This window comes from Salmonella sp. SAL04157, assembly GCF_046551635.1.
GTDB lineage: Bacteria > Pseudomonadota > Gammaproteobacteria > Enterobacterales > Enterobacteriaceae > Salmonella > Salmonella enterica.
This window is the reverse complement of the sequence record NZ_JBGDVS010000002.1, coordinates 400,392-413,453: the sequence shown is the minus strand read 5'-3', so window position 1 is coordinate 413,453 and position 13,062 is coordinate 400,392. Positions and strand designations below refer to the sequence as shown.

10 protein-coding genes are annotated in these 13,062 nt (G+C 51.0%); 8 read left to right on the top strand and 2 right to left on the bottom strand.

What is annotated here, in order from left to right:
- Positions 1–46 precede the first annotated feature (46 nt).
- On the top strand, positions 47–1,642 hold the full coding sequence (locus ACLJRE_RS05630; protein ID WP_000700599.1) for an acyl CoA:acetate/3-ketoacid CoA transferase: 1,596 nt from the start codon (positions 47–49) through the stop codon (positions 1,640–1,642).
- Positions 1,643–1,655: 13 nt separating this feature from the next.
- The gene (locus ACLJRE_RS05625) at positions 1,656–2,807 is read left to right on the top strand and encodes an acyl-CoA dehydrogenase (RefSeq protein ID WP_000347824.1); all 1,152 of its coding nucleotides are present in this window, start codon (positions 1,656–1,658) and stop codon (positions 2,805–2,807) included.
- A 75-nt stretch (positions 2,808–2,882) separates the two neighbouring features.
- Here ACLJRE_RS05625 and ACLJRE_RS05620 read toward each other — a convergent pair whose 3' ends face one another.
- Positions 2,883–3,773 (bottom strand): AraC family transcriptional regulator, encoded by an 891-nt coding sequence (locus ACLJRE_RS05620; protein WP_058108932.1) that lies wholly within the window; start codon positions 3,771–3,773, stop codon positions 2,883–2,885.
- Between the two features lie 462 nt (positions 3,774–4,235).
- Between ACLJRE_RS05620 and ACLJRE_RS05615 the strand changes: the two genes are divergently transcribed.
- The 5 genes from ACLJRE_RS05615 (at position 4,236) to fadK (ending at position 9,320) form a co-directional block, all read left to right on the top strand.
- Positions 4,236–5,000: an electron transfer flavoprotein gene (locus ACLJRE_RS05615; RefSeq protein WP_001605597.1), complete on the top strand. Its 765-nt coding sequence runs from the start codon at positions 4,236–4,238 to the stop codon at positions 4,998–5,000.
- 21 nt (positions 5,001–5,021) lie between these two features.
- Positions 5,022–5,957: an electron transfer flavoprotein subunit alpha gene (locus ACLJRE_RS05610; protein WP_001015877.1), complete on the top strand. Its 936-nt coding sequence runs from the start codon at positions 5,022–5,024 to the stop codon at positions 5,955–5,957.
- Between the two features lie 56 nt (positions 5,958–6,013).
- Positions 6,014–7,300: an FAD-dependent oxidoreductase gene (locus ACLJRE_RS05605; RefSeq protein ID WP_023212238.1), complete on the top strand. Its 1,287-nt coding sequence runs from the start codon at positions 6,014–6,016 to the stop codon at positions 7,298–7,300.
- Positions 7,297–7,590: a ferredoxin family protein gene (locus tag ACLJRE_RS05600; RefSeq protein ID WP_000093364.1), complete on the top strand. Its 294-nt coding sequence runs from the start codon at positions 7,297–7,299 to the stop codon at positions 7,588–7,590. The genes ACLJRE_RS05605 and ACLJRE_RS05600 overlap by 4 nt, the downstream gene beginning before the upstream one ends.
- Before the next feature lie 89 nt (positions 7,591–7,679).
- The gene (fadK, locus tag ACLJRE_RS05595; protein WP_023212239.1) at positions 7,680–9,320 is read left to right on the top strand and encodes a medium-chain fatty-acid--CoA ligase; all 1,641 of its coding nucleotides are present in this window, start codon (positions 7,680–7,682) and stop codon (positions 9,318–9,320) included.
- Between the two features lie 41 nt (positions 9,321–9,361).
- Here the strand turns inward: fadK and ppsA are convergent, their stop codons facing one another.
- On the bottom strand, positions 9,362–11,740 hold the full coding sequence (ppsA, locus tag ACLJRE_RS05590; RefSeq protein ID WP_000069342.1) for a phosphoenolpyruvate synthase: 2,379 nt from the start codon (positions 11,738–11,740) through the stop codon (positions 9,362–9,364).
- A 336-nt stretch (positions 11,741–12,076) separates the two neighbouring features.
- Here ppsA and ppsR point away from each other — a divergent pair, with 336 nt between their 5' ends.
- Entirely contained in the window at positions 12,077–12,910 is an 834-nt protein-coding gene (gene ppsR / locus ACLJRE_RS05585) for a posphoenolpyruvate synthetase regulatory kinase/phosphorylase PpsR (RefSeq protein WP_000370992.1), read from the top strand.
- Positions 12,911–13,062: the final 152 nt, after the last annotated feature.

The following is a 13,062-nucleotide window of genomic DNA, read 5'->3' as shown; positions in this document are numbered from 1 at the left end:
ACACGGTTATATCGATATTGCTTTCAGGGATAATAGTGGAGTAAATATGAAAATCAATAAGCCATCACGCATTAATGGCCGCGTTCCCGTGCTCTCTGCACAAGAAGCAGTAAATTATATTCCAGACGAGGCCACTTTATGTATTCTGGGCGCAGGCGGCGGTATTCTCGAAGCGACAACATTAATTACCGCACTGGCAGATAAATATCAAACAACCCAGTCACCACGAGATTTATCTATTATTAGCCCCACCGGATTAGGTGACCGCGCCGATCGCGGCATCAGCCCGCTGGCGCAGGAGGGGCTGGTAAAATGGGCGCTATGCGGACATTGGGGGCAATCTCCCCGTATTTCTGAACTGGCTGAACAAAATAAAATCGCCGCCTATAACTACCCACAAGGCGTATTAACCCAGACGCTGCGCGCCAGCGCCGCACACCAGCCGGGTATTCTGAGCGATATCGGTATTGGTACCTTTGTCGACCCTCGCCAACAGGGCGGAAAATTAAACGACGTGACTAAAGAAGATCTCATTAAGCTGGTAGAGATCGATAATAAAGAATATCTCTATTATAAAGCGATAGCGCCTAATGTGGCTTTTATCCGCGCCACCACCTGCGACAGCGAAGGCTATGCATCATTTGAAGATGAGGTGATGTATCTTGATGCGCTGGTGATCGCCCAGGCCGTTCACAATAATGGCGGTATTGTAATGATGCAGGTGCAGAAAATGGTAAAAAAAGCCACGCTGCATCCAAAATCCGTGCGTATTCCCGGCTATCTGGTGGATATTGTGGTTGTCGATGCCGACCAGACGCAACTGTATGGCGGCGCGCCGGTGAACCGATTTATCTCCGGGGATTTTACTCTTGATGATAGTACCCAGCTTACCCTGCCCCTTAATCAGCGCAAGCTGGTAGCCCGACGCGCGCTGTTTGAAATGCGTAAAGGCGCGGTAGGCAATGTGGGCGTAGGCATTGCTGACGGTATTGGTCTGGTCGCTCGCGAGGAAGGCTGCGCCGATGACTTCGTGCTGACCGTGGAAACCGGCCCGGTAGGCGGTATTACCTCTCAGGGCGTGGCCTTCGGCGCCAATGTCAATACCCGCGCGATCCTCGATATGACCTCACAATTTGATTTTTATCACGGCGGTGGGCTCGATGTCTGCTATTTAAGTTTTGCCGAAGTGGATCAACACGGTAATGTCGGTGTACATAAATTCAACGGAAAAATTATGGGCACCGGCGGGTTTATCGATATTAGCGCAACGTCGCAAAAAATTATCTTCTGCGGAACTCTGACGGCCGGAAGTTTAAAAACTGAAATTACCGATGGCAAATTAAATATTCTCCAGGAAGGTCGCGTGAAAAAATTCGTCAGCGAACTGCCGGAAATTACGTTCAGTGGAAAAATTGCGCTTGAGCGCGGGTTAGACGTGCGTTACATCACTGAACGTGCGGTTTTCACTCTCAAACAAGATGGCCTGCATTTAATTGAAATTGCGCCTGGCGTCGATCTGCAGCGGGATATTCTTGACAAGATGGATTTTTCACCGGTTATCTCACCAGATTTAAAACTGATGGACACAAGATTATTTACCGATAGCACAATGGGATTCACGCTTCCTGACGCAACACATTAAAAGGAGTACAAATATGGATTTTTCATTAACTGAAGAACAAGAACTATTACTGGCCAGTATTCGCGAGTTAATCACCAGCAATTTTCCGGAAGAGTATTTCCGTACCTGCGATCAAACGGGCACCTATCCCAGAGAATTTATGCAGGCGCTGGCGGAAAACGGTATTTCGATGCTGGGCGTCCCGGAAGAATTTGGCGGCATTCCGGCTGACTATGTAACGCAAATGCTGGCGCTGATGGAAATCTCAAAATGCGGCGCTCCGGCCTTTTTGATTACCAACGGCCAATGCATCCACAGCATGCGCCGTTTTGGTTCCGCAGAACAACTGCGTAAAACAGCAGAAAGCACTCTGGCCACCGGCGATCCAGCATATGCGCTCGCCTTAACAGAACCTGGCGCGGGATCTGATAATAATAGCGCCACAACAACCTGGACGCGTAAAAACGGCAAGGTTTATCTTAACGGCCAAAAAACGTTTATCACCGGTGCAAAAGAATATCCTTACATGCTGGTTCTGGCGCGCGATACGGAGCCAAAAGATCCTAAAAAAGCGTTCACGCTTTGGTGGGTGGACTCAAATAAACCGGGCATAAAGATTAATCCGCTGCATAAAATTGGCTGGCACATGTTGAGTACATGCGAAGTTTATCTCGATAATGTCGAGGTTGACGAAAGCGACCGGGTCGGTGAGGAAGGCATGGGTTTCCTCAATGTCATGTACAATTTTGAGATGGAGCGTTTGATTAATGCGGCGCGCAGTACAGGTTTCGCCGAATGCGCATTTGAAGATGCCGCCCGTTACGCCAACCAGCGTATCGCCTTTGGTAAACCCATCGGCCATAACCAGATGATCCAGGAAAAGCTGGCGTTAATGGCCATCAAAATCGAAAACATGCGCAATATGGTGTTGAAAGTCGCCTGGCAGGCCGATCGGGAAGAGTCACTGCGTACCAGCGCCGCGCTGGCTAAGCTGTACTGCGCACGCACAGCGATGGAAGTGATTGACGATGCGATTCAGATTATGGGTGGGCTTGGTTATACTGACGAAGCCCGTGTCTCCCGCTTCTGGCGCGATGTTCGCTGCGAACGTATCGGTGGCGGCACGGATGAAATTATGATCTATGTGGCAGGACGCCAGATTCTGAAAGACTATCAGAACAAGTAAGGATCGTACCGGAACGTCTTATTCGGCCTGACTGCTTTACGGCATCAGGCCGGATAAATCAGATAAATTTCGCCGTCAGGTATTTGGCAGCAAATACGCCTGCTCAACCAGACTATTTTTAAATTGCTTACGATAATCGTTGGGAGAACATCCTACATGCCGCATAAACAATTTGGCAAAATGGTCCACATTTTCATATCCTACCCGCCATGAAATTTCTGCCAGTGGCGACTCAGTGTTTGTCAGCGCAAACTTGGCCTCGGTCATACGTCGTTGAATAACATAATTGATAGGGGATATATGATATTCTTTGGCAAATTCATGACATATATAACTGACGCTGGCGCGAAATTTTTTCGATAGCTGGTCAAGCGTGATTTTTTCACGATAATTATTATTGAGATAAACAAGCACATCCTTAATTAATACATCTTTTTTAATGTAACCTTGTTCAGAACGATAGGCATTTTTAAAATTTTCATAGTAAAGTGCGGTCAGAGTGTAAGCAAATGCATCGTATACAGAGGAAGCCAATACATTTTTCCCCTGCGGAAGTAACACGCTTAATTCATTAAAGATACTTTTAATGACCTCTTTCCCCTGAACCACGGAAACCACCGGACAGGAATGACTCTGCAATAGTTGGTTTTCTTCCCAACCTGGAAAACAAAACCCATACAGCGCACAGGTATAGGTGGTAGCCGGCGAATTGCTGTCGGATACTACAGCGTGTAGCCGCCCCCGCTCAACGACGACAATATCGTCCGCATGCGCGACGTAGAGTGAAGAGTCAATAATTAACCTGGCTATCCCTTTTTTGACGTAAATAAGCTCTGTTTCATTATCATGCATATGATGGCCAGACTCCCAGTTTGGATCATCGCTAATGACAAAACGTGAAAATCGAGGGGTCTTGTCCTGTTCAAAAATCGTCTCCGCGGCGGAGTCAAAACAGCGCTGATACATAATAACCTCTGTCAGGTTTAAAAAGATAACCAGGATAAAATAAAGCGAGCGTCAGTGTTGTACAACCGTGGAGATTACCAGCAAAACAAGATTATTCGTTCCGAATGCAAGATATTATGTTCTTTTGCAGACAGCTCAGATTACCTGTCGATAGCGTATTATCAGACAAAAATACATAGCCGACATATCTTTGATGTTTTCTTTTAACCTCACAGAAACAACATCGCACGTTTCATGTTAAAAAATGATGATATGCTTCGCACTTATTATTCTCACTACCGTATTTATATTTTTATGACGCCCTTTTCAGATGTTTGCTAACGATTCTCTGTTCGCAGATTTTTCGTGCAAGATTGTTGGCAAGGAAAACAGATTGACCCATCGTAAACCTCTTCAGACTGCCGCAGACTATTTTCAGTCAGATTTACGTTACTTATCCGCACGCGACTCACTGGAGATGCAATGAAAATAATAACCTGCTTTAAGTTGGTGCCTGAAGAACAGGACATTACCGTGACCCCGGAGCATTCGCTCAATTTTGATCGTGCCGAGGCCAAAATCAGCCAGTTTGATTTAAATGCAATTGAGGCCGCCGCGCAGTTAGCTGCCGATGGCGACGAGATCGCCGCGCTCACCGTCGGCGGCTCTCTGTTACAAAATTCAAAAGTCCGCAAAGATGTGTTATCCCGCGGGCCGGATGCGCTTTTTATGGTTCAGGATGCGCAACTGGAGCACGCTCTGCCCAAAGAAACCGCGCTGGCGCTAGCATCCGCGGCGGAGAAAATCGGCTTTGACCTGCTGCTCTTTGGAGAGGGCTCCGGCGATATTTATGCCCAACAGGTGGGCCTGCTGACTGGCGAACTCCTGAAACTCCCCGTCATCAACGCAGTAAGCCATATTCAACGCGACGGCGACAAAATCATCGTTGAACGCACACTGGAAGAAGACGTTGAAATTATCGAGCTCACGCTGCCCGCGGTGCTTTGCGTGACCTCAGATATTAACGTTCCACGCATCCCGTCAATGAAAGCCATTCTCGGCGCCGGGAAAAAAGCCGTTACGTCGTGGCTGGCGAGCGATATCCACTGGACCCCAACCACGCCACTGGCGGAACTGGTCGCCATCTCGGTACCGCCGCAGACAGAACGCAAGCATATCATTCTCGATAACGATTCGCCGGAAGCCATCACCGCACTGGCCGACCATTTGAAAAAATCCCTGAACTAAGCCCAACGGAGAAAAATTATCATGAATCATTTAGCTAACGTATGGGTATTTAGCGATAACGTAGAGCGTTATGCCGAATTAATGACCGGCGCGCGGCAGTGGGGAGAAAAAGTTTACGCTATCGTGCAAGGAAACACGGAGATCGACTACGTGAAAGCGCTTGGCGCTGATGAGATAGTCATTCTTGAATCGCATACGGATTTGCAGCGCGTGGAAAACTATGCCGAAACGCTGGCCTCGTTATTAGGCGACAAAAATGGGCTACTGCTCATGGCGGCGACCAAGCGCTGCAAAGCGCTGGGCGCCAGGCTGAGCATCCAGCTTGACGCCGTGATGGTGAACGACGCGACGTCTATTGACCTCCTCGACGGGACGCTACACGCAGAGCATCGCATGTACGGCGGACTTGCTTTCGGCAAAGAGAAATTAAACAGTCCGCAGGCGATTATTACGCTGGCACCCGGCGTGCTGGAACCCGCCGCCCCTCTCCCCGGTCATACCTGCCCGCAGACCACGCTGGCATATATTGCCCCACGCCACGAGGTATTGTGCCAGCAGCGGCGCGCGAAATCGTTAAGCAGCGTCGATTTGAGCAAAGCCAAACGGGTCATCGGCGTAGGACGAGGTCTGGCGGCGCAAAGCGATCTGGATATGGTGCATAAACTGGCGACCGTCCTCGGCGCAGAAGTGGGCTGTTCCCGCCCCATTGCGGAAGGTGAAAACTGGATGGAACGCGAGCGTTATATTGGCGTATCCGGCGTTCTGTTGAAATCCGATCTCTATCTGACGCTGGGCATTTCCGGCCAAATTCAACATATGGTGGGTGGAAACGGCGCAAAAATTATTGTCGCAATTAACAAAGATAAAAACGCGCCCATTTTCAATTATGCCGATTATGGTCTGGTGGGCGATATCTATAAGGTTGTTCCTGCCCTCATCGACCAGTTAAGCCGCTAATTCCTTTTTCAACGCACATCTCCCGTCGTCGATACGGCGGGAAAGGAGCATAAAGCATGTCGGATGATAAATTTGACGCTATTGTGGTGGGCGCAGGCGTAGCAGGAACGGTCGCCGCGTATGTGATGGCAAAAGCGGGACTGGATGTACTGGTTATTGAACGCGGAAACAGCGCGGGCAGCAAAAATATGACCGGTGGCCGGCTCTACGCTCACAGTATCGAAAGTATTATGCCGGGATTCGCAACGTCCGCCCCCATCGAACGCGTCGTTACCCGTGAAAAAATCTCCTTTTTAACCGAAGAAAGCGCCGTCACACTTGATTTTCACCGCGCGCCCCCTACTCCGCTCCTTACGTCATATACCGTACTGCGCAACAAACTGGACCCGTGGTTAATGGCGCAGGCGGAACAGGCTGGCGCGCAGTTTATCCCGGGTGTACGGGTCGACGCTCTGGTACGTGAAGGCAATCGCGTCACTGGCGTTCAGGCCGGGGATGATATTCTGGATGCGAATATTGTGATTCTCGCGGACGGCGTGAATTCCATGCTGGGCCGTTCACTGGACATGGTGCCTGTCTCTTCTGCGCATCACTATGCCGTCGGCGTAAAAGAGTTGATTGGGCTCTCTCCGGCACTTATTGAAGAGCGCTTTAATCTGGCGTCCCATGAAGGCGTCGCCTGGTTATTCGCTGGCGCGCCCTCCAACGGGCTCATGGGCGGCGGGTTTCTTTATACCAACCGCGATTCGGTTTCTCTGGGGCTGGTATGTGGCCTGGGCGACATTGCTCACGCGACCAAAAGCGTACCGCAAATGCTGGAAGATTTTAAACAGCATCCGGCAATACGCCCTTTGATTCAGGGGGGAACGCTGCTTGAATACTCCGCTCATATGGTGCCCGAAGGCGGCATAGCAATGATGCCGGAACTGGCAAATGACGGCGTGATGATTGTCGGCGACGCCGCCGGTCTTTGCCTGAATCTCGGCTATACCGTCCGCGGCATGGATTTAGCCATCGCGTCCGCGCAAGCGGCCGCTCAAACCGCCATTGACGCTAAAGCGCGGCAAGATTTTTCCGCCGCGAGTCTTGCCGGTTACAAACGCGCGCTGGAGAAAAACGGCGTGTTACGCGATATGCGGCATTTCCGCAAACTCCCCGGATTAATGGAAAACCCACGGCTTTTTACCGAGTACCCGCGAATGGCGGCAAACATTGTGGGCGATCTGTTCACCGTTGATGGCGGTCCAGTCCCACCGTTGCGTAAAACTATCCTGTCACATGCGAAAAAAATTGGACTGGTGAATCTATTAAAAGACGGCATAAAAGGGGCTACGGCATTATGAGTTCGGACAATAAGGTGAATGTTGACGTCAAATTGGGCGTAAATAAATTTTACGTAGATGAAGGACACCCACATATCATTTTGCGATCCTCGCCTGACATGCAGGAGTTTACTAAATTAATAAAAGCCTGCCCTGCCGGACTCTATAAGCTGGACGATGCGGGAAATATTCATTTTGACTCTGCGGGCTGCCTGGAATGCGGAACCTGCAGGGTTCTCTGCGGCAATACTCTTCTCGAAAAATGGGAATACCCGGCGGGAACGTTCGGCGTTGAGTTTCGCTACGGCTGACGCTCTGAAACACCGGATAACGACGCTACGGCGTCTTATTCGGCTTGCCCCCGGAGATTACGTCATTTGTATTAATAGAGAACAAGTCAATGAGTGTTACATTAACGTTTGACGCCGCGCGGCGGAAAACCTATCGCGAGTCCGGCTACTGGGGCGATGCTTCACTGGGCGACTACTGGCGGCAAACCGCACGCGCCGTACCCGATAAAATCGCCGTGGTCGATAATCATGGCGCGTCCTGGACCTACGCCGCACTCGACTGCGCGGCAAGCCGCCTGGCAAATTGGTTACTGTCTCAGGGGATTCAACCGGGCGATCGCGTGGCCTTTCAGCTTCCGGGCTGGTGTGAGTTTACCCTCATTTATCTGGCCTGCCTGAAAACGGGCGCGGTATCTGTCCCGCTACTTCCCGCCTGGCGAGAAGCGGAGCTGGTTTGGGTGCTGAACAAATGTCAGGCTAAAATATTCTTCGCCCCCACCGTGTTCAAACAGAATCGACCGGTCGATCTTATCCTTCCGCTACAAAATCAGCTGCGCCATCTGACGCAGATTGTCGGCGTGGATAAACTGGCGCCTGCCACCACAGCGCTTGCGCTTAGTCAAATCATCGACCGCAGCGAACCGTTGCAGTCAGACATTAACATTCACGGTGATGAACTGGCGGCAGTGCTGTTTACCTCCGGCACAGAAGGAATGTCGAAAGGGGTGATGTTGACCCACAATAATATTCTTGCCAGCGAACGGGCGTATTGCGCGCGGTTGAATTTAACCTGGCAAGATGTGTTCCTGATGCCTGCGCCACTGGGCCACGCCACCGGATTTTTACACGGCGTCACCGCACCCTTTTTAATCGGGGCGCGTAGCGTATTGCTGGACATCTTTACCCCAGAAGCCTGCCTTACCTTATTAGCGCAGCAACGCTGTACCTGTATGTCAGGCGCGACGCCGTTTATTTACGATCTGCTTTGTGCCGTTGAGCAACAGCCTGCCGACCTCTCCTCACTGCGATTCTTCTTATGCGGCGGCACGACTATTCCCAAAAAGGTTGCCCGCGACTGCCAGCAGCGCGGTATCAAATTATTGAGTATTTACGGTTCTACAGAAAGTTCTCCACACTCGATGGTTAATCTGGGTGATTCGACTTCACGCATGATGAATACCGATGGTTATGCCGCCACCGGTGTAGAAATTAAAATCGTGGATGAAGATCGCAATACGCTTCCAGCAGGCCACGAAGGCGAAGAAGCCTCGCGCGGGCCGAACGTTTTTATGGGATACCTGGACGAGCCGGAACTTACCGCCCGCGCACTGGATAATGAGGGCTGGTATTACAGCGGCGACCTCTGCCGCATGGATGAAGACGGTTATATCAAAATTACCGGGCGCAAAAAGGATATTATTATACGTGGAGGTGAAAATATCAGCAGTCGCGAAGTCGAAGATATTTTGCTACAGCACCCTCGCATACACGATGCTTGCGTCGTTGCTATGCCTGATGAACGCTTAGGCGAACGTTCATGCGCGTATGTGGTCTTAAAACCGCCGCACCTTTCGCTGACGCTGGAAGAGGTGATCGCTTTTTTCAGTCGAAAACGGGTAGCGAAGTATAAATATCCGGAACGGATCGTCATCGTAGAAAAACTGCCCAGAACCGCCTCTGGCAAAGTGCAGAAGTTTCTGTTGCGGCAGGATATTATTGAGCGGCTGCGCCAGGAGCACACCGCGGAGTAAATTGCCGGATGGCGACGTTAACGCCGCCATCCGGTATCACATTACTTCTTCAGTTCCGCCAGACTCAGCCAGGTCTGAACCACGGTGTCCGGGTTCAGCGACAGGCTGTCGATCCCCTCTTCCATCAGCCAGGCGGCAAAGTCTTCATGGTCGGACGGACCCTGACCACAAATTCCAACATATTTGCCCTGTTTTTTCGCCGCGCGGATCGCCATCGACAGCAGCGCTTTCACCGCGTCGTTACGCTCGTCAAACAGTTCAGACACTACGCCGGAATCGCGATCCAGCCCCAGCGCCAGCTGCGTCATGTCGTTAGAACCAATCGAGAAGCCATCAAAATACTCGAGGAACTGTTCAGCCAGCAAGGCATTGGACGGGATCTCGCACATCATGATGATCTTCAGCCCGTTCTCGCCGCGTTTAAGCCCCTGGCGCGCCAGCTCTTCGATGACCGCTTTCGCCTGGTCGACCGTCCGCACGAACGGGATCATGATTTCGACGTTTGTAAGGCCCATATCGTTGCGCACGCGTTTCACCGCTTCGCATTCCAGCGCAAAACAATCGCGGAAACTTTCTGCGACGTAACGGCCCGCGCCGCGGAAGCCCAGCATAGGGTTTTCTTCATGCGGCTCATAGCGTTCGCCGCCGACCAGGTTGGCGTATTCGTTGGACTTAAAGTCAGACAGGCGAACGATAACGCGTTTCGGGTAGAAGGCGGCGCCTAACGTCGCGATCCCTTCCGTCAGTCGACCAACGTAAAATTCACGCGGCGAGTCAAACCCTTTCATCATCTCACGAATGTCGTTTTGCAGCGCGGCATCCTGGTCGTCAAACTCCAGCAGCGCGCGCGGGTGAACGCCAATCATACGGTTAATGATGAATTCCAGTCGCGCCAGACCTACGCCTTCATTCGGCAGGCAGGCAAAGTCAAATGCCCTGTCCGGGTTGCCGACGTTCATCATAACCTTCAGCGGTAGCTCTGGCATGGTATCTACGCTGGAGCTTTTTACGCTGAAATCCAGCATGTCGGCATACACATAACCGGTATCACCTTCTGCGCAGGAGACGGTTACTTTTTCGCCATCTTTCATGCGTTCGGTGGCGTCGCCGCAGCCGACTACCGCCGGAATACCCAATTCGCGGGCGATAATCGCCGCGTGACAGGTGCGCCCGCCACGGTTAGTGACAATCGCCGCCGCTTTTTTCATGATCGGTTCCCAGTCCGGGTCGGTCATATCGGTGACAAGCACATCGCCAGGCTCAATACGGTTCATTTCGCCGATATCATGAATAACTTTTACCGTACCTGCGCCGATACGATGCCCAATGGCACGACCTTCGGCAATGATTTTCCCCTGAGCATGTAGCGTATAACGCTCCATCACCTGGCCACGGGAGCGCACGGTTTCCGGACGTGCCTGCACAATAAAAAGCTTACCGGTATGACCGTCTTTCGCCCATTCGATATCCATCGGACGACCATAGTGCTGCTCAATCTGCACCGCTTGTTTCGCCAGTTCCTGCACTTCTTCGTTGGTGAGCGAGAAAATGTCGCGCTGTTCCTGCGGCACATCCTCAATCTTCACTTGCTTGCCGTGCTCCTGGGTGGCGGCGTAAACCATGCGGATTTTTTTCGACCCCATGGTGCGGCGTACGATGGCCGGACGGCCTGCCGCCAGGGTTGGCTTATGGACATAAAATTCATCCGGGTTAACCGCGCCCTGCACCACCATTTCACCCAGTCCCCATGCCGAAGTGATAAAGACCACCTGGTCAAAACCGGATTCGGTATCGATAGAGAACATCACCCCTGACGAGGCGAGATCGGAGCGAACCATCCGCTGCACGCCAGCGGAAAGCGCTACGCCGCGATGATCATATCCCTGGTGAACGCGATAAGAGATGGCGCGATCGTTAAACAGAGAAGCAAATACGTGTTTCACTGCCACCAGAACCGCATCGAAGCCTTGAACGTTAAGAAACGTTTCCTGTTGACCCGCAAACGAAGCATCTGGCATATCTTCCGCCGTGGCGGAGGAACGCACGGCAAAAGAGGCATTTTCATCATCCGACGAAAGCTGCGCATAGGTATCGCGGATGGCGTTTTCCAGCTCCGGCTGGAAAGGAGTGTCGATAATCCACTGGCGGATCTGCGCGCCCGCTTTCGCCAGCTGGGAGACATCATCAATATCTGTCTTATCCAGCAGCTCATAAATGCGCTGGTTTACGCCGCTTTGATCCAAAAACTGGTTAAACGCATCGGCAGTGGTTGCAAAACCATTCGGAACGGATACGCCCATGCCGGAAAGGTTAGTAATCATTTCACCCAGGGAGGCATTTTTGCCCCCAACTCTGTCTACATCATTCATGCCGAGTTGGTTATACCAAAGCACCAGCGGTGACGAGCCATTGTTGGACATCGAACAATCCTTTTGTGATAAATGAACGAGTTTAAGAAACACATAGTTGCGTATTTATCCTGGCATACTTAAACCCGCGAAAAAAACGGTGAATCGTTCAAGCAAATTTATTTTTTCATTTTTTCAGATTGTTTACGTAGTTGCGCAAACCCGCGCATAGCACGGCATTCCCTTAATCACCTTCGGTATAAACTGCGTTTCCAGGAAATGAAACACACTTTTCATTAATTATAAAAAGTGTCTGTCATTTTATAAAATAAGCGACAAGTTATACGTTTCCCGTTACTTTTAATTTATGCTTTCAGATAATTATGTTTACTCTTCAGGATGAACAGAATGGATAATGTTGTTGATCGCCATGTTTTCTATATTTCTGATGGTACCGCCATCACCGCCGAGGTCCTGGGTCACGCGGTTATGTCGCAGTTTCCGGTGACGATCAGCAGCATCACGCTGCCATTCGTGGAAAACGAAAGTCGCGCCCGCGCCGTCAAAGACCAAATTGACGCCATTTATCAGCAAACCGGCGTTCGCCCGCTGGTGTTTTACTCGATTGTTTTACCTGAAATTCGCGCCATCATCTTACAGAGCGAAGGTTTCTGCCAGGATATCGTCCAGGCGCTGGTGGCGCCGCTTCAGCAGGAGATGAAACTGGATCCGACGCCGATCGCTCATCGTACTCATGGGCTTAATCCGGGTAACCTGAACAAGTATGACGCCCGTATTGCCGCTATCGATTATACCCTGGCGCATGATGATGGCATTTCATTGCGCAACCTCGATCAGGCTCAGGTCATTTTGCTTGGCGTTTCGCGCTGTGGAAAAACGCCCACCAGTCTCTATCTGGCGATGCAATTCGGTATTCGTGCGGCTAACTACCCTTTCATCGCCGATGATATGGATAATTTGACGCTGCCCACATCGTTAAAACCGCTACAACATAAACTGTTCGGCCTGACAATTGACCCTGAACGCCTGGCGGCTATTCGCGAAGAACGCCGTGAAAACAGTCGCTATGCCTCGTTGCGTCAGTGCCGCATGGAAGTGGCGGAGGTCGAAGCGCTGTATCGTAAGAATCAGATCCCCTGCCTGAACAGCACCAATTATTCCGTTGAAGAGATAGCCACCAAGATTCTCGATATTATGGGGCTTAACCGCAGAATGTACTAGCAAACTAGTTTAATGGTTTGGTTTTTGTTATCATGCTGTTCTGCCTGCGAGGTGTGACACGCCTCGCACTTGAAATCAGCAGGGATTGGTTTATCGTGATGCCCATCACTTCCCGGTAGTCCTGCCGTTGAAGCAACAAATTTCTGAGACTT

Excerpts from the sequence above, each read along its gene's own strand:
- ACLJRE_RS05630 (WP_000700599.1), top strand. The coding sequence starts at position 47 with ATGAAAATCAATAAGCCATCACGCATTAATGGCCGCGTTCCCGTGCTC.
- ACLJRE_RS05625 (WP_000347824.1), top strand. The coding sequence starts at position 1,656 with ATGGATTTTTCATTAACTGAAGAACAAGAACTATTACTGGCCAGTATT.
- ACLJRE_RS05620 (WP_058108932.1), bottom strand. The coding sequence starts at position 3,773 with ATGTATCAGCGCTGTTTTGACTCCGCCGCGGAGACGATTTTTGAACAG.
- ACLJRE_RS05615 (WP_001605597.1), top strand. The coding sequence starts at position 4,236 with ATGAAAATAATAACCTGCTTTAAGTTGGTGCCTGAAGAACAGGACATT.
- ACLJRE_RS05610 (WP_001015877.1), top strand. The coding sequence starts at position 5,022 with ATGAATCATTTAGCTAACGTATGGGTATTTAGCGATAACGTAGAGCGT.
- ACLJRE_RS05605 (WP_023212238.1), top strand. The coding sequence starts at position 6,014 with ATGTCGGATGATAAATTTGACGCTATTGTGGTGGGCGCAGGCGTAGCA.
- ACLJRE_RS05600 (WP_000093364.1), top strand. The coding sequence starts at position 7,297 with ATGAGTTCGGACAATAAGGTGAATGTTGACGTCAAATTGGGCGTAAAT.
- fadK (WP_023212239.1), top strand. The coding sequence starts at position 7,680 with ATGAGTGTTACATTAACGTTTGACGCCGCGCGGCGGAAAACCTATCGC.
- ppsA (WP_000069342.1), bottom strand. The coding sequence starts at position 11,740 with ATGTCCAACAATGGCTCGTCACCGCTGGTGCTTTGGTATAACCAACTC.
- ppsR (WP_000370992.1), top strand. The coding sequence starts at position 12,077 with ATGGATAATGTTGTTGATCGCCATGTTTTCTATATTTCTGATGGTACC.